This is a genomic window from Flammeovirga kamogawensis, from assembly GCF_018736065.1.
Lineage (GTDB): Bacteria > Bacteroidota > Bacteroidia > Cytophagales > Flammeovirgaceae > Flammeovirga > Flammeovirga kamogawensis.
In genome coordinates this window covers 294,226-314,671 of the sequence record NZ_CP076129.1, presented here as the reverse complement: position 1 = coordinate 314,671, position 20,446 = coordinate 294,226, and the positions used below count along the sequence as shown (strand labels likewise).

The window sequence follows — 20,446 nt, the reverse complement described above, 5'->3', positions numbered from 1 at the left end:
TAGTAATTGAAATGTAAAATGATCGCCATTTATTTTACATAAATTCAATATATTACGACATGAATTTCTTAAATAAAGCTTTTAAGCTTGATCAACATAATACTACAGTAAGCAAAGAATTTATAGGTGGTTTAACAACATTCCTAACAATGGCTTACATCATCTTTGTAAACCCTGATATTTTAAGTCAGACGGGTATGGACAAAGAAGCATTATTTACGGTTACGTTGTTAGCCAGTATTGTAGGTACTTTATTAGCCGCATTTTGGGGTAAAATGCCTTTTGCAATGGCTCCAGGTATGGGCTTAAATGCTTTTTTTACATATACAATTGTAATGGGAGCTGGTGTACCTTGGGAAACTGCTTTAGGCATTGTATTTATATCAGGCGTTGCATTTGTTATTCTTACCTTTTTAGGTGTAAGAGAAAAAATTGCTAATGCTATTCCATTATCATTAAGAATAAGTGTAACAGCTGGTATTGGCTTGTTTATTACATTTATTGGTATGAAAAACATGGGGTTAATTGTAGATCATCCAGCAACATTAGTAACGCTAGGAAAATTTACGCCTCAACTAATTTTAGCAATGATAGGCTTTATCATTACTGCTTATTTAGAGTATAAAAAAGTAACTGGAGGTATCTTAATTGGTATTGTATTTATAACTTTGTCGAGTATTTTGATGGGCTATGTTTCTTTACCTACTAGCTTAGTAAGTACGCCCCCATCAATAGAACCTGTTTTTATGAAATTGGATGTGATGGGTGCATTAAAGTTTGCATTTATTGGTCCTATTTTCTCTTTTATGTTTGTTGATTTATTTGATTCATTATCAACAATTATTGCTTGTTCAAACCAAGCAGGTTTAACAAAAAAAGACGGAACAGTACCGAACTTAGAAAAGATTTTAGAAGCAGATGCAGCTACAACTGTTGCTGGAGCGGTGCTAGGTACATCAACTACAACAATATTTATTGAATCAGCATCTGGTATTGCTAGTGGAGCTCGTACAGGTTTAGCATCAGTATTTACAGCATTACTTATGGCTGGTTGTTTATTTTTCTCTCCATTGGCTACAATTGTTCCTTCTTATGCCACAGCACCTGCATTACTTATGGTCGGAGTATATATGTTCTCAAATATCAAACAGATTAAATTTGATAACATGTTAACTTCAGTGCCTTCTTTTCTTACAATTATAATGATGCCATTAACGTATTCAATTTCTATGGGAATCACTTTTGGGTTCTTATCTTATGTAATTTTGAATATTTTAGGAGGTAAAGCTAAAGAGTTGCCTATAACAATGTATGTTATTGGTTTCTTTTCTTTAATCAATTTAATTGTTGGTTAGTAGGTTTATCAATCATTTGATGTATTAAAACAACACTATTCATATAGATATTAGAGTTATCCTTCGGGATAGCTCTTTTTTTATGTCTGATGTAATCCAGTTTTAATTAAAGGTATTCTTGATACAGAATTTTTTAGTTATCAAAAAAGACTTATTTTACATTTTGAAATGAAATTATTACTCTAATTTTCTATCTTAATGTCAACTTTCGAAGAAACTAACAAGGCAGCAAACCAAAACATCCACATTACAATAAATGCTTTTAAATATTTAAAAGAAGTACAGAAATGGACTTTTTTCTTCTCAATAATAGGTTTTATTGGGATAGGAATAATATTAGTAGCAGCCATAGTTATCGGTTTTGTTTTACCTACAAAATATGCAGATCAATCAATTTTTGTAGCCATAGCTTACATAATAATGGCAATGATTTATGTTTTTCCTGTAAAATATTTATATGGTTTTTCAAGAAAACTAAAGAAAGCACTTTTATCAGAAGATGAAGAACAATTAGAACTATCATTTAAAAATCTAAAATCTCATTTTAAATTTGTTGGTGTAGTTACTATATTAATGATGTGTTTCTACGGATTCATCTTTATCATCTCTTTTCTAGGAGTATTCCATGGTTTTTCTTTATAAAAATATGCCTTTATTTTATCGTAATACTTTCTTTAGATTAGTGCTATTTGCATGTGTTTTATTTACTTCATGTGATACAAATAATTTTAAAGAAAAAGCTGACCATATTTATTACAATGGAACAGTTTATACAGTTGATAATGAATTTAATATAGCGGAAGCTTTTGCAGTTAAGGATGAAGAAATTTTAGCAATAGGTACGACAGAGAATATCCTAAAAAAGTATTCTTCAGACAGCAAAATAGATTTAAAACAAAAATATATTTATCCAGGCTTTATAGATGCTCATTCCCATTTTTTTTGGTTTGCTGAAGGGTTAAATAACCTTGATTTATCAAATACAAATTCTTTGGAAGAAGTATTAGAGGTTTTAAATACAGCCAATAAAAACACACCAAAAGATGTAATTATTGGATATGGATGGGACAATACAAAATGGACTAATAAAAATTTACCAACTAAAAGTATTCTTGATAAATACTTTAAAAATACTCCTGTTATTCTATCAAGAATAGATGGGCATGCTATGTGGGTAAATTCTAAAGTACTAGAATTAGCACAAATTACGGATTCGACTAAAGTTCAAGGCGGAGAAATTGTTAAAATGAATGGTAACCCCACTGGGGTATTAGTTGACAATGCAATGGATTTTGTCAATAAATTGGAGTTAGGTAAAGTACATCCAAATCAATTGCCTTTATTATTATCACAAGCTCAGGATTCATGTTTTAAAGTAGGATTAACTGGAGTAAGTGATTTTGGTTATATCAAAAGACCTACACTTATTTTGTATGACTCTCTCTATAGAAAAGGAGTATTGAAAATACATAATTATGCGATGTTAGATGCATCATTAGATGGAATAGATTATATGCTATCCGAAAACTATATTGAAAATGAAGAATTTCCGAGGGCTATCAAACTTAGAGGCGATGGGGCTTTAGGATCTCATGGGGCATGTTTATTATCACCTTATAAAGATAAAAAAGAAACATACGGACAAATGGTTCTTTCATCTGATAAAATTAGAGAAATTTCTAAAATTGCATTTGATAAAGAATTTCAAGTTTGTGTACATGCAATAGGAGATTCTACCAATAGAGAAGTTTTAAAGATTTTTTCCGAGTTATTAGAACATAATAATGATAGAAGATGGAGAATAGAACATGCACAAGTTGTAAACCCAAAAGACATTTTTTTCTTTAAAAATTATTCAATAATACCATCTGTACAACCGATGCACGCAACATCTGATATGGATTTTGCTATAGAGAGATTAGGAGACGTAAGAATTCAACATTCTTATACTTTTCAGACTTTACTGAATCAAAATAATTGGCTTCCTTTAGGAACAGATTTTCCCGTTGAACCTATTAATCCATTGTATACTTTTTATGCAGCAGTAGCCAGAAAAGATAGAAGTGGTTTACCTGAAAAAGGGTTTCAACTTAAAGAAGCATTAACTAGGGAGCAAGCTCTTAGAGGTATGACGAGTTGGGCGGCAAAAGCACAATTTATGGAAGATAGAATAGGTAGTATTGAAGAAGGTAAAGAAGCAGATTTCATTATTTTAGATAAGGATATTATGAAAATTGAAATCGATGAAGTCTTAAAAGTAGAAGTAATAAATACCTATATCAAAGGAAATAAAGTATATTAAAAAAGAACTCACTTGGAGTCCTTTAATATTCTTTCGATTTATACATAATTCCTGCTTCAACCTCAGTATCCAAATAGTTTTCTGGTGGTGGAATTGGGCAGGCATATCCTTCGGCATATGCACAATAAGGGTTATAAGCTTTATTAAAGTCAACAATCATTTTATTTCCTTTAGGAATACTAACCTCAATATATCTTCCGGCACCATATGTACTTTTACTATTTGTTTTATCTGTAAAAGGTAAAAATAAATAATCTTTATACTGTTCCATTTTTCTTAAACGGTGGCTTTGGTACACATATAATTGATATTGTTTACCTTTTAAAGTAAAAGTTATTTTACCGTATTTCTCATAAGTTGGTGTACTTGTAGAAGAGGTTTCCATTTTAAACGGAACAGCATTGTTTATTCTCTCAAAACTAGCTTCTACTTTATAATTTTCATCAATATTAAAGAATGAGTGTCCTTTAAATTTTACACGATCTTTTCTAGAAAGTGGACTCTCATCTTTGTCTTTATATTCCGAATTTAATTCTTCTTGATAAGTTTTTATTTCTTCAATATACGTTTGTGCAAATGTAAACGAACTAAAGAGTAATAGAATTAAAATGGTGTTTAATAGTTTTGACATCTTTATTTTTTTTATTCTTCTACGAATTACACTTTTTTTTGATTACTATACAAGACAATCCATTTGAATGAATTTAAAAAAGATTGAAAAAGAAGACTAAATAGATAAAAAGTTGTCTAATATTAAATCAGAAACTAATTTTGACCTAAGAATTAACATCGAAGTCAATGGACATAAAAACGATTAAAATAAAACCTATCCTAATTACGCTCATTTGTTTATTTCATTTAGAAATAGTTGGCCAAATCTCATCAGACACATTAACCGATAAAAATGTAATAGATAAAATTATAGATGTAATAACATATGACGGTAAGAAATTTACAGCTGTAACTTATCCAATGGCAGGATATAGTGAACAGGAGGGATTTTCTGCTGGAATTATGCCTGTTTTTACTTTTCATGATAAAAAAGAAAAAAGTCCGATAAACAGACGTTTTTATAGACCAACTACACTAATTCCATCTGTGATGGTTTCCACAAAGGGGTTATTTAATTTAGATGCAAGTCTTGTAATGTTCGGAAAAGGGAGGTGGAATATGTATTTTACTGGTGTATATCAATATGTACCAAATACATTTTATGGTGTTAATACTTTAGCACCTGCAGATACATCGCAATTTTTTAATAGACGTTTTTCTAGTTTCGGTGAAGTTTCATACGGATTGACAGACGTATTTTTTATAGGACTTCGCTATGATGTTCAAAACAATACTATAGAAGATATTAATGGTGAAATATTAAATGATAATATACTTGGTTATGAAGGAGGGTTTAGTTTAGGTCTAGGGCCAATTTTTAAATACGATACAAGAGACGATATTGTTTACCCAACAAAAGGAAGTTTTTTAAAAGTAGCTGTTACAACATACCCTGAGTTTTTAGCAAATGATTATAAGTTCTGGCATTTTTTTACTGAATATTCTTTTTTCTTTTCAGTCAAGAATGATAAGAATATTATAGGTTTATTTGGTGCATTCCATATGCAGAATGGTGATATCCCATTTTATTATCTAAATCAATTAGGAGGTTCTAAGAGGTTAAGAAGTATAGCCCAACCTAATAGATTTATTGATAAAAACTACTACATGGCACAAGTTGAATATAGAAGAGACTTATGGTGGAGGTTAGGAGCTGTCTTATTTGCTGGAGCAGGCAACGTTTACGGATCTAATGGAACAAATGCTTTTGAAGAGATAAAATATACCGTCGGAGCTGGGTTACGTTTTCAGTTGGTAGAAGATATGCGATTAAACTTTAGAATAGACTATGGCTTTGGTAATTACAAGCAAAACGGACTTTGGTTAACATCTAGAGAAGCATTTTAATATGACTGCCTAATAATTGTTTATTAAATATATTATTGATTAAGCAATCTATTAACTTGCAAAGTTAAATAATTAAAGTATAAACAACGACTTTATTTATTCGTTGAAAATCAACTAGTTTTCCACCTTAAAGCCCAGCCTTAGTCTGCCAAAATAGTTGTATTTGAGAATAAATAAGGGGGAAGGTCTCGTCTGTTTCAATTAAGTTTTATAAAATGAAAATTCAATTGAAAAGACAATGGGAGAGTTATTCTCCACTTTTTTCTAGCATTCTAAAATTAGGATGGCCCGTAATTTTAGCACAAATGGGTCAAATTTCTGTAGGTATTGTTGACAACATGATCATTGGTCAGCTAGGTAGAACACCTTTAGCAGCAGCCTCATTTACCAACACTATTTTTAATGTAGTTCTCCTTTTCGGAATGGGTTTTACATTTATCCTTACGCCTAAAATTGGAGAAGCTATTGGTTTAAATAGCCCTAAAAAGGCTGTAGAGGCTTTTAAAAATAGTTTTGTTTCTAATGTTTTAATTTGTATTGCGTTATTAGCAATTTTGGTGGGACTGAATATTGGAATGCCATATATGGGCCAACCAACGGCTATTATATCTGATAGTCAAAATTATTTATGGCTTCTCGCCTTGTCCCTAATTCCTCAAATAATATTTCTTACTTACAAACAGTTTTTTGAAGGAATTGGAGATACTAAAACAGGTATGAAAATTACTCTTTTGGGGAATATTGTAAATATAATTGGTGATTTTATATTCGTATTTGGTTTATTTGGAGCTCCTAAAATGGGTTTATTAGGAGCAGGAGTAGGTACTTTATTAGCAAGGATTTTTATGGCTTTTGCTGCTTATTGGGTTTTTACATACCGTAAACTTTACGCCAAATACGCTGCTTTATTATCAGAAGTAAAAGTATATAAATCTGAATTAATTTCTTTCTTTAAGAATGGTATTCCAATGGCTTTTCAAATGCTTATGGAATCTAGTGCTTTTAGTGTATCCACTTTAATGATGGGATGGGTATCAGAAGTAGGTTTAGCAGCTCATCAAGTGGCACTAAGTTTAAGTACTTTGGGGTATATGGTTTATCAAGGAATTGGTTCTGCTACTGGCATTCTAGTAAGTCAAGAGTTTGGTCAAAGAAATTTTAAAGAAGTAAATAGAATAACAAATGCTTCTTTAATAATCATTGTTTCAATGTCTATTGGTGCAGTAGTCTTTTTCCTCACCGGACGTTCATGGATGCCTTATTTATTTACACAAGATGAAGAAGTAATACACTTTGTAAGAATATTTATCTTTTGGTTGGCAACATACCAAACTTTTGATGCTATAGAAATAGTTTATGCTGGAGCATTACGTGGTTTACATGATTTTAAAGTACCAATGTGGTTAATTTTCTCCTCATATTTTATTATTGCTATCCCTTTTTCTTATTTCTGTGCGTTCCATTGGGGACAAGGAGAAGCAGGAATTTGGATGGGTTTTCCTTTAGGACTTGGGATTATCTGTTTGTTCTTTGTAAAAAGATTTAAGGATAGATTATCTTTTGTAGAGAAATATCATATTCAACAATCAAAAAAAATAAGCTAACTAAAGTACTATTTATTTGTGCAGATTACCTGCATATTTAATTTTGAATTAGTATTTTTAGGTGTAAAAAAGTTACGCATATGCCGATTAATAAAAACGCTCAGATTAGATACAATACTTTAGATAGATGCTTCCGAAATACAGGTAGAAAGTATTTTATTGAAGATCTTATAGATGAATGTAATAAATCACTTTTTAATATAGATGAAAATACATCAGGAATTCAAAGAAGACAGATTTTTGATGATATTAAATTTATGGAAAGTGAAGATGGTTATGGGATTGAGCTATTGAAGCAACGAGAAGGAAGAAAGACATATTATCGCTATGAGAATACAAAATTCTCTATTGGTAATCAACCTATCAATGAAAAAGAAGCCAATCAACTTCGATCTGCACTTATGGTTTTAAGCCGTTTTGAAGGTTTACCTCAATTTGAATGGGTAAGAGAGATGAAGGCAAAATTAGAACATACTTTTCAATTAAAAGATATTGAAAAGGAATTTATGAGTTTTGATTCAAATGTAGATTTAAAAGGATTAGAGTTTTTAAGTATATTATTTGATGCAATCTATTATCAAAAAGTAGTTAAAGTAGAATACAAGAGCTTTTTTGGTGATGAGATTAAAACTTTCGAAATCAGCCCTTATTTTTTAAAGCAATACAATAATAGATGGTTTCTATTAGGAAAAGATGATAGGTATCCTACAATCACTAATATTGCTTTGGATAGAATAATTAAACTTGATGTTTTAAATAATATATATATTCAAAATGCTTTTGTTGATTTCACAGATTATTTTGAAGATATAATTGGTGTAACTCGTAATAATCAAGCATCTGAAATTATCACCTTTTTTGTGGATAAAGTTAGAGCTGATTATGTCAAAACAAAACCAATTCATGGAACTCAGAAAAAAATAGAAGAAAATGAAGAGGGCACAACTTTTTCTATAGATGTGATTCCAAACAATGAATTGGAAACTCAGTTGTTTGCATTTGGAGACCATTTAACTGTTTTATCGCCAGTTTCTGTCCGAAATGCAATGAAAGAAAGAGTAATTAAATTGTTGTCATCATACCAATAAATGATCTCATCTAATTAAAATATTAACGTTAGTACTGATTTTTAAATTAAGTACTAACGTTTTTTTGTTCATATAATTTTTTAAAAAAGTTTAGAAAAATATTCTATCATAATATTGTTAATCAATATGTTAGGATTTTATTGTTTAGTTTTGAAATATAATTATTACACTATTTGTTCAGTTTACTTCTAGTCTGTAAATGATATATTATTGATAGTTATTCTCAATCTTGGAGTATTGATTTTTTTAGTACCTATCAAGATTAAACTTACTATGAATAAATTATTACTATCACTTAAAGTTGAATGGATTGTACTACTTTTTATATTTTCTTTTTCATCTAAAATAGAAGCAGCTACACTTACTTTAACAGCAAACACTGTCGTTACTAATGCCACAGATTTAAGTAGTTATAGTGATATAAATACCAATAACTTTGCTTTAACATTATCTTTTGATGGTACTTTATTACCTGCATCTATAACAGGAGGTGGAACAATAAACATAAATGGTGCTGTAGATATTGTACATAATTTTACACTTTTGAATGTAAATGCAATAGTAAAAACGGGTAAATCCCTTTCAGTAGGTAGCTATATCCAATTTTCTGGTGGAGGTTCATCATTTACTGTAGAAGATGGAGCAACTGTAACAGCTATTAGAATTAAAGGGGATAATGCTGAAGAGAATAATATTCTAATTAATAATAATGCTACGGTAACATTAAAAGAACATCTTGATTTAGGGGCTGGTTCTACAGTTAAGGTATGCGGTAGTTTATATGTTACCAATGATGTCAATTCTTCTTATTCTTTAAAATTATATGGAGGCACTTTAGATTTATGCGGTGATTGTAGTGACTCTAGTGATGAAGGTGGTTTAGTTTCTTTAGTGAAAGAGATTCAATTTGATGACCATGGTATAGATAGTGAAGTTATTAATTGTGGAAATATTGACTTTGAAGCATGTAAACACATTGGAGCATCTAGTAGTTCTGCTGATGTTTGTGAGAATGATTTACCCATAGAATTATTATTCTTTAATGGTCAATTAAAAGAAGATGGTGTTTATTTTGAATGGGCTACAGCCTCTGAATTCAACTCTGCATATTTTGAAATTCAAGGTTCTAATGATACAAAAAGTTGGTATATAATTCATGCTAAAGCTGCAGCAGGAAATAGTAATAATGTTATAGAATATGAATTTTTTGATACTTCTACAAAATATAAATATTATAGGTTAGTTCAGGTAGATTTTGATGGATCTACAACTGTATTTGGTCCAGTTTCTTTTAATATTTCAACAGATTTTATATCAAAAGTTTATCCTACGGAGATCAATGAAATAGGAACTATAAATATCCTTATTAGTGGTGCTAATACATCTGAAGCAGTTAGCGTATACCTATATTCAATAATTGGAAATTTAGTCACTTCAGAAATAATACAAACTAACCCTACAGAAAGTTTTGTTGATGTTTTTAATGTAACATCAAATATTAATAGAGGAGTGTATATTCTTAGAATAATAAATGGTAAGAATAGTAGTACTCATAAACTTAGATTAAACTAGAACAAGTGTGTGCTTAAAAAAATCACCTTCTTTATTTCAAAGAGGTGATTTTTTATTTTAGTTATTTTCTAGCCTTAATAAATTCCGTAATTCATATTCTTTTACAATAACATTGGAAGTTGCTTTTAAAATAAGCGTTTTAGTATCAAGATTTTTTTCTTGTGTATCTGCAAAATCTTTAAAACTAAGCATTCCATTTGTATAGGCATCTGATTTAATTTTCAATTCTCTATTTCTAAATTCTAAAGCCTTTTTAGCAGTTTTAAGTACTATAAGAGCATTTTTTAATTCTTGAATTTTAGTATTTAATTCTTGATTTACTTCTCGCTCATTTTCGTCTAATTGAATTTGAGCTTGTTGCAGTTGAATTTTAGAAATTTCTACATCTTTAGATTTTTTACCCCATTGTAGAATTGGCCAACTAAGGGTAGCACCAATTAAAACGTTTGTTTGTGGCACCAATGGAACATTACCAAAGTAAAATCCTTGTGCTGTTAAAGAGATATCTGGGATATGCTGACGTTTATGATAATTTAATCCTGCTTCAGCTTTTTCAATCATTAAATTAGATTCTTTTACTTTATAATTTTCAGCAACTAATGTAGAATCATATTGTACTAAATTAATAAGACTTTCAACCCCTAATGAATCATAAGTTACATTGGCTACATTCCAAAGAGAATCTTGCGGAAAGTTAAGTAATGTATTTAATTGAAGTCTGTACTTTTCTGCATCAATTTCAGATTGTTTTAATTTCGATTCATGATCTAAAAGATCAGCATTAAGACCTAAGGCATATACATCTAAAATTTCTCCCGCATCTACCCCAGATTGTACCTTTTCTAATTTCTGAGTAATCAGTTCAATCTGTTTATCATAAGCCTCTTTTTTAGCTTCTTCTATAGCAATACCTACATATAACTTAGAGACACCTTCTCTAATTTTATTTTCAGCTTCATAGTATTTATTCAAGACTAATTTCTGGTCGATCTGCTTTACCTCACTTCCAGATTTTATCTTAAATAATTGGGAGATGGGTTGATAAACTCCAACGTTAGCTACTCCAATAAATGAATTATTTTCTGCAAGTGTAAACTCTGTTCCTAAACCAATAGGAGGAATACCACCAATTACAGGCAACTCATTAATAGAAATTTCTACGTCAGTAGTTCGTTCAGTATGATAATACCAAAAGATACCACCGTCTAACATAACTGTTGGTAAATAATTAGCATTAACTTTATCTACTTCAATTTGTTTCTTTTTAGCTTCTAGTGTAATTAATTGAAGCTGTTGGTTATTCTCTTTTGCTTTTTCTACACATTGATCTAATGTGATTACATCTTGGGCTTTAGATGGATTTGGAATAAGAAATAAAGCAAGGAGTACGGCTCCACCTGCTATATGTTTTTTCAAAGCAGCAGTCTCACCAAATTTCCAATAGAGTACGGGAATTGTAAGTAAAGTCATAAACATTGAGAAAACTAAACCGACAGCCAAGACGGTTGCTAAAGGTGCCCACATCGGAGAACCTGAAATAATCATTGGAGTAACGCCAATTGCTGCTGCCATTGTAGTTAAGAAAATAGGTCTAATTCTACGTTTACCAGCGCCAATTGCTGCTTCTTTAATAGTGTGACCTTCTTTTATGACTAGTTCATTTGCAAAATCAACAAGAATAATAGAATTTCTTACAGATACGCCCACTAAACTTGCTAAACCAACAAAGGCTGTAAAGCCAAACGGATACCCTGAAAGTAGAAGTCCAAAGAAAGCTCCAAAAACACTTAAAGGGATTGCAGCAAGAACAATTGCTACTTGGTTTAAGGTTTTAAATTGAATTAGAATAACTAAGAAGATAATGAAAACACAATAAACAATTACTTTGTTCATTTCTTCAAAGGTTTCTCTCTGACTTTCATCTTCACCTCCAAGTTCTAGTGAGTAGCCCTCTGGTAATTGGTAACTATCAAGTTCCTCTCTTATAGAGTTAATAATTTCTGAGGGTAGTACATCACTTTTCGTCATAGATTGAACCGTTAAAGTTTTTATACCATTCCTATGTTTAATGTTAGAAGGAAACCATCTTGGATTTATAGTGGCAACTTCTACCAAAGGAACACTAGCACCTGTAATAGAACTTGTAATATAAAAATTACGCATTGCACTAATGTCTTTTTCCTTAATGTTTTCGTCTTGCATTATAATTGGCAAAGCAGTATTGCCTTCCCATAACGACCCAACTTTTAACCCATTATACGCAGCACTTAATTCACGCATAATTGTAGCATCTGTAATCCCAAGTTGGTTAGCTACATTTTTATTGGCTTGAATATCTAAACTTAACTGATTTTCAAAATTATCATCTGTAACGTTATATGAATAAGGAGAAGCATTTAGAATTGCTTTTAGATCTTCACCAATTTTTTTGATTGTAGTTAAATCCCTGCCTTTAATTCTTAACTCAACTGGTGCTTCGTATGGAGTACCTTGTTGCATTTTCTTTACTTGAATATATGCTGTAGGAAAAGCCTTAGGTATTGAATTCTCTAATTCAGCAACCCATTCATCGGTAGCTTCAATAGAAGTTGTATTAATTAAAATTTGAGATAAGTTTTGTTGCGGAAATTTAGAGGCATAATTGTAATAAAATCTAGGAGAGGATGTTCCTACAAAAGAAGCATAACTTTTTAACTTATCATTTCCTTTGATTTTTTGTTCTATTGCAAGTGTAATACTATCTGTATACGCTAAAGATGCCCCTTCTTTTGTTCTAATTTCAATAACAAACTGATCTCTTTCTGCAGCAGGAAATAGCTTTTGTTTTAGTAGAAAATACAAGCTTCCACCAACAATAAACGATAGCGTTGAAAAAACAAAAAGCGTTTTAGGAAATTTAAATGAAGTATCAATTGCATGATCAAAAAAGGCTTGTAAATAATCTAATAGATTTTTCTTACCATCTGCTTTCTTTTCAAATTTCTTCTTAATAAAGGTGTAGCAAAGATAAGGCGTTAATAGCATTGCAATTAAATACGATGCATTAATAGCAATAGCTACTGTAATTGGCAATGAATGAATAAACTCACCAACTGCACCAGATAAAGCTATCAAAGGTAAAAAAGCACCTGCAATTGTTAAGCCTGCCGTAAAAACTGGGATTTTAAGTTCATCAGCAGATTTCCATGCAGCTTCATACGGCTGCATATCTTCTTCTAATTTCTCTACATAATTATCAGCAATAACTATGGCATCATCAACCAACATTCCCAATACTACAATTAAAGAAGCTAGAGAAACTTGTTGTAATTGTATACCCAGTCCATCTAAAATACCAAATGTAAACGCAACCGTTACTGGAATTGCAAGTGTAGCTATTAAAGCTACTCTAAACGGTAACAATAAGAGTATTACTACTATAACAGAAACTATTGCAATAAAGAATTCACGTATAAAATCACTAATGCTTTCGTCTACATTTTTTGGTTGATTTACAACGTTGTCAATTCTAATATCAGAAGGTATTGTTTCTTTAAAAGAGGCAATTACCTCGTCTACTTCATCACCAAAGTCTACAATGTTAAAGCCATTTTGCATCTCCATAGAGATAAGAATAGATTCTACACCATTTACTCTAATTTTCTGATTTTCTTCTGTATAACCTCTTTTTACCTCAGCAATATCTTTCACCCTAATTACTTGACCACTAGCACCCTTGGCAACTACCTGATTTTCAATATCTTTTTTAGTACTAAAGTAATTACCACTTAAAAAGCCAAGTCGGTTATTATCAAATTTTATATTACCATTAGGAACAATAATATTTTCTGATCGGAGAGAAGCATAAATTTGTGGAGTATAAATTTTATACTGACTAAGTTTTCTGTAATCAATATTTATATAATAGCATTCTTCTTTATTTCCAAGTTTTTTAATTTTTGAAAGGGAAGGTATTCCTCTTAATCTATCTGCAAGCTGATCTATATAACTCTTAATTTCTCTGCTGTCACGCTTGTCACTTTGGAAAGAAACAAGCAGTGCAATCGTATCTCCAAAGTCGGATTGAACAATAGGTCCTATGACTCCTGAGGGAAGTTCTGATAATTTTAGGAGGGCTAATTTATCTTGTAGTTTCGACCAAAAGACATCTGCATTAGTTACGTAATCTTGTAATTCTACAACAATATATAGTACGCCTTCTCTAGAGTTAGAGTATGTTTTTTCTTTATTTACTTCTTCGTAACTAAAAAGTACATCTTCTATTTTAGATGTTACTTGTATTTCTACATCTCTACTGTTTGCACCAGGAAATGCAGCAACAATTAAACCTTCTCTAATATTAAATTTAGGATCTTCTCTACGTGGCATATTCAGTAAAGAATAAACACCGTACATTACAATTAGGAATGTTATTGTTAATATAATCTGCTTATTATCTAAGGCTGATTTTACAATCGACATATATTTTAGGTTAAATCTGTTCTGAGTGTAATTTTTTTATTAGATGACTTTATTACCGTCCATCAATTTTAAAGGAGGGTTGATAATCAATTCATCATTATTAAATAGTCCTTTCACTATAATGATATCATTACCAACTATATCCCCTAAATAAACACGCTGTTTTCTAGCAATATCATTCCTCTTGATAAAAACATACTTCATACCATCAATATCATTAATTATATGATCCAGTGGTACCTTGATAATATTTTCTGAACTGTTGACATTTATAACAACTGTACAAAGCATTCCATCTTTAAACAGGTCGTTTTTGTTATTAATTAAAACATCAAGCTGAAAAGTTCTTGTCATTTTAGAAGCAGTAGGGTATACTTTGCTAACAGCACCATAAAGCGTGTCGGATGTTGCTTCAACAATAATTTTTGCTTCTTTAGTCAAATCAATTTTATTGATCTTGTTTTCTGGTACACCAACCGATGCATACACCGTATTATTGTCGATAATACTAACAACGGGTTCTCCTTGTGATATTCCACCACCACTTTTAACCCAAACCTTTGCCACTTTACCACTTATAGAAGATACAAGTGTTGTGTACTTTAATTTATTTCTATAAATCTTGTAGTTCGATTCAGCTTGTTGTTGTAAATAAACAATCTTTTTATAGTCAGCTTCAGCTAAACTACCTGCATCATACATTTTTTGTAATCTACCTAGTTGATCGTTAGCTTCTTCTAATTTTGCTTTTGCAATCTTAACGGCTTCTCTGTAATCCGATTGATCCAGTTGTGCTATTACTGTCCCTCTTTTCACAGTCTGTCCCTCTTTTACTTTTACAGAAATCAATTTTCCATCTACTAAAAAAGATAAATCATGTCGACCTTCAGATTTAATATCACCAAGTAATTCTATTGTGGATTGAATTGTTTCTGTTGCTATTTTTTGTGTGGTGACTTTATATTGTACAACCTCTTTTTCTTTAACTTCTTTTTTACAGCTAGTTATATAAAAAAGTGAACACAGTAATACTATTGTAGTAGTTAATTGTAATTTGAACATAATTGATGAGTTATAATTTAAATAAATTTAAACTAATAATATATGTAATACAACCTTTTGGGTATTAGTTTCTAACACAAAAATGATATTATTAATCTACATCATTTGCCTTTTTTATAATGTTAATTAGTAAGCCTTGAATTGTATCTATTAAACCCATGCTATAAAATATCAAAGTACATCAATATTAACTGCTTATTTATTTTAACCTATTTATTTACCATTTGTACCAACAATAAGTAAGAGATTATTCTTATCTGACGACTTAAATTTGCATCACTAAATAATTTAATCATCTAACTTAAATAAAACGATTCAATGTATAAATCAGTTTTTAGACCCTCAATGCTTAAAAAATCTCTCTTTGTAAATAAAATCAGAGGTTTGACCTCAGTAACTCAAAACATCTCTCTAAAAGGTATTTTTTCTCTTATTTTAGTAGTATTAATGCTAAATATTTCAACTCAAGTGAATGCTCAACATAATGAGTTAAGCCTATCAGAATTTACTCGAATAATTCCGAAAGCAGAAACACATATTCATTTTTCGGCTTTAATCTATCCCGATTTGGCACTAAAGTTAGCAAAGAAGAACAATGTAGAATTGAGTTATTCGACTCCTTCAGAACTAATTACAGATAAAACTTGGACGGTGTCACCATTTAATGCTCCTTCAGATGAACTTTGGGGAGGGTATTTTCAACGTTTAGCTGAATTTCAAAGTGTTATAAAGACATCTGATGATGTTAAAGAAGTTGTTGTAGAATGGGCTAGAAGATCTGGCATTGTAAGTAATGTAAAATATGCAGAAATCCATATCCCTTACCCAAATGCATCTACGGCGTTAGATATTGATTTAGACAGTTATTTTGAAGGTTTTAAATTAGCTAGAGAACAAATAAAGGAAGACTATGGTATTGATTTAAGATATGTGGGAGAGACGTATATTTTATCACATGACGTAATAAATGCTGCTAAAAAGGAAGTTGAAACTTATGGTAAATATAAAGAGGAAACTGCTATTGTGGGAATTTCAATTTTATCTATATTTCCTGATATTACAGATGTAAAACCTGTTTTAGATTTAGCAAGAAGTTTAGGCTTCAAAGCACCAATGCACCTTGGTAATAGAGCTTTTTCTCCTGATAAGAAAGAGTTGGTTAAACCTATGTGGGATGCAATAGATATATTGCATATAGACCGCATTGATCATGGTTATTTTGCATCATTTGATTTAGAACTTGTAGATCATATTGCTGATAAAAAGATCCCTATGACAAATTGCCCTCACGTAATAGTAGGAAAGTTTGTTTTCCCTAAGGGAGATATTGCACCTACGTTTACATGGGATAATTTCCCTTTCAAATTATTTTATGAACATGATGTTGTAGCTAGTCTACATACAGATACACCTGCAATGGGTTCTTCATATACACTTGCTGAGGTATATGAAGAAGTGGTCGATCAATATGATTACGACAAAGAGGATGTAATTGTTTGGGCAGAAAATAGTTTTAGATCAGCTCTCATCTCTGATTCTGAAATGAAAAAATACCTAAAGGAGCTTAAAGATTGGGTTTACAAAAATAATTAAAGTACTTCTTTATACAATCAAATAGTTAAGTATAATTATAACAAAGTGAATTCTGATAAAGGTTCACTTTGTTAATTTATGTCTTTTAAGTACCGATTATTAGTGTGTTATGTGCTATTTGATTTTGTAAATAATTAGAAAAATATATGATTAGTCTTTAGTGTATCCTATAAAATGAAGTCTATAAAAATCTTAAAAGCTATTTTATTCATAGTTTTTATTTTAAATATTAACCCTGTTGTTTATTCACAAACTATCAATAAAAACAAAGACAATATCCTGTCAAAAATTATAAATAATTTAAGTATGCCTGTAAATGGTAGGTTTGATTATGAAATCACAAAATATAGAAATGAAGTTGAAGGATTTAATGATAATCCCAGCTTTAGAATGTCTTCACTTGTAGTTTTATTGAACGGTACTATTAATAATAATTTAAGTTTTGATTTTCGTCAGGTCTTTGATCAAACAGGTATAGATCAAAGTGGTATACCCTATAATATTCAGGTTGCTTCTTTAAATTTTAAAACAAGTAATCAAAGATGGATTTTTAAACTAGGTAAGTTCTTTGAAAGTTATGGAACAAATGAACAACAGTATTGGCCTTCCGAAGTATATCGTTACTCTTATATAAATAGTAATGTTAGTGTATGGAAATCTGGCATACATGCAGAATATACTTCAAAATCAGGTCAACAAATAGGTGGTTAAATTACAAACGGATGTAAAACAGTCGAGACTGATTCAATTACTGGGAAAGTAACAAAAATTCAAACGTTTCAATATAATTTATACTGGTGGGGGAATATAATTAAAGATAAAATTAGAGTTTATACTAACCTTACTACTTTAAGTGGATATAATTATTTTAATAGTTTACCTTATTCTTTTTCAGTAGGTTTAAAATGGAATCTTAAACCTTTTGTTATTGATACTGATTTTATTACTGCACGAAATATGCCTAATTTTAATAAAAATGGGGCTTATTACTCTGCTCCGATAAGAATTAAATTCCAAGGGAAACATTTACAACCATTCTTTAAGTTAATTATTGATGATGTGTCTTTTGATACAGATAGTGATGCAGTTAAAGTTACTTACCCCAATAATTACACTACTGAGAAAATACAGTATTCACTAATGCTGACTTATGTAATAGGTTTGGAATTTAAACCATGGGTTGATAAAGGAATAAACTTTCATGCTGTTGGTATTTATGCTGATGAAGATAGCAATTACTTTAATCATATTAATGAAAACCCATCTGCAAGGCAACAATACCAATATCAATCACAAGTTCAGTTACTTATTGGGTGTAGCTTTGGATTTGATGTATTAAAGAGAACTTGATACAAGTTTAAAAGTATAAATTGATTCGATTTGCAAGAATTATGAACAATTCTTAAAAAGAATGATTGATTGCAAACATGTCTTATCAGAGATATAATTATTTGAACATTTAATACATATTTGCAGGCTGATTTAAGCCTAATATATAAATACAATGAACGGGAAAATAAAATTAATCTTAGATAAGATAGCGGAACAAGGAAAAGCAACTTTTTCTGTAGAATTTTTGATGAGTGATTTCATACATCATGGGAGCCAAGAAGATTCTCAAATTATAGAAATGGATATGAGAAAGTGGTTAATACAATCTCAACAAATATTTGGTTTTAAATATGAAACAGATCTTTATAATAAAGAATATACTTTCACGAAAGCATAAGTCTTTCTATAATAGAGCCCATTTTATTTAGACAATGATCTAGTTGATTATTCCTTGAAGACAAACGATTAGAGAAAATTGCATATAAAGAAGAGTAATACCATAATTGCTCTTTTTTTTGTGCATTAAATCTATTCCAAAATGTTTCTCCAATAACTGCAAAGTCTCTATCTATTGCACAAATATTATCGTACTTATCTGCAAAAGCAACATATAAAGCAGGTAAAGGAGCACTTTTAAGTTCTTGGATTGTTATTTCCTTTCGTGTTTTCCATGGCAGAGATTTATTACTTTCTGAATCGCTTACTACAATAGAGGTAACTTCCTTTCCAAAATTTTCTTCTAATTCCTCTACCGTAGTTGTGGTATCCTCAAGAACATCATGTAAGATACCTGCAGTGACAATATGCTCAGGGCAGTCAAAATCACATAACACTTTCATTACATTCATCAAATGATACATATAAGGAATATTTGTGCCTTTTCTGAATTGCCCACTATGTTTATCAGCTGCAAATTGTATTGCTTTAAAAATCATACAATAAAGTTACAATTATAATTTTAGCCATTCAATTGCATCAAACTCTTTAGAGAAATATTGTGTTTTAAGAAATCCTTCTAACTCTTCAGGAGTAATCATATTATAAAGAATATATTTTTGTAAGAAATCATTAGATACAATCCATGCCAATTTTTGTGTTCTAGAATTGTGAAAAACCTCGGCATACTGAACATTCATCCACCATTGTAAATCTTGTATTATTTTATGTTGTTGTTGGTTGTTATCGATAATTACTTTTTTAGGTTTTTTTGATTGAATTGTTTCGATTTGGGAAACAAAATTCTTTTTAAAATCATTTTTTAGGATTTTACTATCAATTTTAAAATTGACTTTTAGTATTTCTAGTTGATTATCCCATAAAATAGAATAACAACTACCTTCTGATAATTTTTGAGAATACATGGTTACTGGTTATTAGGTCATTCAATAAGAAGCCACTCTAAAGCTTCTTGACTATTAGTGAAATGTTTCATTTGGAATGGGGAAGCTTCACTAGCATCGTCCATAACTTGATCAAAAGATACTTGAGCAAAAAAGTCTTCGGATACAATCCAAGCCATTTTTTCAAGTTTAATTTCTTCTACTATCTTAACAAATTTCTGATTAATCCAATCTTGGGTCTCTGGAACAACATTATAATATGCATTCTGAGTGTCAACAAGCATTCTTGTTGGAGCATATTTTTTTGTTGTATTTAAATGTTCAAGAACTACACTTCTGTAAAGTTCTTCGTCCATATCAATAGGAGTATTCCATTCAGTTTTAAGTATCTTATGAACTGGGTTCCAAGAAAGAATATTATATTTTTCGTCACTAATTATTTCAAAGTTAATCATAGAGTAGGTATTTCAATTTTACACAATATAAAATAAGAATTTGTAGATGTAATCGAATTCACACAATTGGTAAAGTAATTAGTAGAATAATTCTATACATTGTTAACATTAAAAAGTTCCCAAAAATTATATAAACTACCCTTTTGGGTAGTTTATATGTAATATAATCGGTGTAGATTTGTATTAACAAAAATTAAAAAGATAATATCATTTTAATTTTTCTCATTGTTGAAATTTAATAGGAACACCTTATTTATACTATGATTCTTTACCCTTTTTTCAAAGTATAAATAAGGTGTTTACATATAAAAACGGCTATCTAA

General features: G+C 30.2%; 17 protein-coding genes. 11 read left to right on the top strand and 6 right to left on the bottom strand.

Translation table 11 applies throughout. From position 1 onward, the window contains the following. Nucleotides 1-59: 59 nt before the first annotated feature. From KM029_RS20245 to KM029_RS20235, 3 genes are all read left to right on the top strand, one after another. Complete coding sequence (locus KM029_RS20245) at nt 60-1,355, top strand: NCS2 family permease (RefSeq protein ID WP_144076669.1); 1,296 nt, start codon at nt 60-62, stop codon at nt 1,353-1,355. Between the two features lie 198 nt (nt 1,356-1,553). Next, nucleotides 1,554-1,997: a DUF5362 family protein gene (locus KM029_RS20240; RefSeq protein WP_144076668.1), complete on the top strand. Its 444-nt coding sequence runs from the start codon at nt 1,554-1,556 to the stop codon at nt 1,995-1,997. A gap of 4 nt (nt 1,998-2,001) precedes the next feature. Next, a complete protein-coding gene (locus tag KM029_RS20235) occupies nt 2,002-3,657 on the top strand; it encodes an amidohydrolase (RefSeq protein WP_158631227.1) in 1,656 nt (551 codons plus the stop codon). A gap of 22 nt (nt 3,658-3,679) precedes the next feature. Here the strand turns inward: KM029_RS20235 and KM029_RS20230 are convergent, their stop codons facing one another. After that, nucleotides 3,680-4,288, bottom strand: coding sequence for a DUF1684 domain-containing protein (locus tag KM029_RS20230; RefSeq protein WP_144076666.1), 609 nt, complete (start codon nt 4,286-4,288; stop codon nt 3,680-3,682). 167 nt (nt 4,289-4,455) lie between these two features. On the opposite strand from KM029_RS20230, the gene KM029_RS20225 reads away from it, so the two are divergent. From KM029_RS20225 to KM029_RS20210, 4 genes are all read left to right on the top strand, one after another. Further along, entirely contained in the window at nt 4,456-5,616 is a 1,161-nt protein-coding gene (locus KM029_RS20225) for a BamA/TamA family outer membrane protein (RefSeq protein WP_144076665.1), read from the top strand. Nucleotides 5,617-5,831: 215 nt separating this feature from the next. Then, nucleotides 5,832-7,220: an MATE family efflux transporter gene (locus tag KM029_RS20220; protein ID WP_144076664.1), complete on the top strand. Its 1,389-nt coding sequence runs from the start codon at nt 5,832-5,834 to the stop codon at nt 7,218-7,220. A gap of 80 nt (nt 7,221-7,300) precedes the next feature. Then, nucleotides 7,301-8,308 (top strand): helix-turn-helix transcriptional regulator, encoded by a 1,008-nt coding sequence (locus KM029_RS20215; RefSeq protein WP_144076663.1) that lies wholly within the window; start codon nt 7,301-7,303, stop codon nt 8,306-8,308. 273 nt (nt 8,309-8,581) lie between these two features. Beyond that, nucleotides 8,582-9,880 carry a T9SS type A sorting domain-containing protein gene (locus tag KM029_RS20210; protein ID WP_144076662.1) on the top strand — a complete coding sequence of 433 codons (1,299 nt, stop codon included), beginning with the start codon at nt 8,582-8,584 and terminating at the stop codon, nt 9,878-9,880. 57 nt (nt 9,881-9,937) lie between these two features. On the opposite strand, the gene KM029_RS20205 is transcribed toward KM029_RS20210, so the two are convergent. Then, nucleotides 9,938-14,341 (bottom strand): efflux RND transporter permease subunit, encoded by a 4,404-nt coding sequence (locus KM029_RS20205; RefSeq protein ID WP_144076661.1) that lies wholly within the window; start codon nt 14,339-14,341, stop codon nt 9,938-9,940. A 39-nt stretch (nt 14,342-14,380) separates the two neighbouring features. Beyond that, the gene (locus tag KM029_RS20200; RefSeq protein WP_144076660.1) at nt 14,381-15,403 is read right to left on the bottom strand and encodes an efflux RND transporter periplasmic adaptor subunit; all 1,023 of its coding nucleotides are present in this window, start codon (nt 15,401-15,403) and stop codon (nt 14,381-14,383) included. Nucleotides 15,404-15,721: 318 nt separating this feature from the next. Between KM029_RS20200 and KM029_RS20195 the strand changes: the two genes are divergently transcribed. The 4 genes from KM029_RS20195 (at nt 15,722) to KM029_RS20180 (ending at nt 18,725) form a co-directional block, all read left to right on the top strand. After that, nucleotides 15,722-16,996: an adenosine deaminase family protein gene (locus KM029_RS20195; RefSeq protein ID WP_144076659.1), complete on the top strand. Its 1,275-nt coding sequence runs from the start codon at nt 15,722-15,724 to the stop codon at nt 16,994-16,996. Between the two features lie 174 nt (nt 16,997-17,170). Beyond that, nucleotides 17,171-17,707 (top strand): porin, encoded by a 537-nt coding sequence (locus tag KM029_RS20190; RefSeq protein WP_144076658.1) that lies wholly within the window; start codon nt 17,171-17,173, stop codon nt 17,705-17,707. Nucleotides 17,708-17,953: 246 nt separating this feature from the next. Beyond that, nucleotides 17,954-18,346 carry a hypothetical protein gene (locus KM029_RS20185; RefSeq protein ID WP_144076657.1) on the top strand — a complete coding sequence of 131 codons (393 nt, stop codon included), beginning with the start codon at nt 17,954-17,956 and terminating at the stop codon, nt 18,344-18,346. Nucleotides 18,347-18,500: 154 nt separating this feature from the next. Then, nucleotides 18,501-18,725 carry a hypothetical protein gene (locus KM029_RS20180; protein ID WP_144076656.1) on the top strand — a complete coding sequence of 75 codons (225 nt, stop codon included), beginning with the start codon at nt 18,501-18,503 and terminating at the stop codon, nt 18,723-18,725. On the opposite strand, the gene KM029_RS20175 is transcribed toward KM029_RS20180, so the two are convergent. Genes KM029_RS20175 through KM029_RS20165 form a run of 3 tightly spaced genes read right to left on the bottom strand, consistent with a single transcriptional unit; the run spans nt 18,712 to nt 20,123 of the window. Next, nucleotides 18,712-19,263: an HD domain-containing protein gene (locus tag KM029_RS20175; protein ID WP_144076655.1), complete on the bottom strand. Its 552-nt coding sequence runs from the start codon at nt 19,261-19,263 to the stop codon at nt 18,712-18,714. The genes KM029_RS20180 and KM029_RS20175 overlap by 14 nt on opposite strands. Nucleotides 19,264-19,278: 15 nt before the next feature. Then, on the bottom strand, nt 19,279-19,689 hold the full coding sequence (locus tag KM029_RS20170) for a hypothetical protein (RefSeq protein WP_144076654.1): 411 nt from the start codon (nt 19,687-19,689) through the stop codon (nt 19,279-19,281). Nucleotides 19,690-19,706: 17 nt separating this feature from the next. Further along, the gene (locus KM029_RS20165) at nt 19,707-20,123 is read right to left on the bottom strand and encodes an STAS/SEC14 domain-containing protein (protein ID WP_144076653.1); all 417 of its coding nucleotides are present in this window, start codon (nt 20,121-20,123) and stop codon (nt 19,707-19,709) included. Between the last annotated feature and the right edge of the window lie 323 nt (nt 20,124-20,446).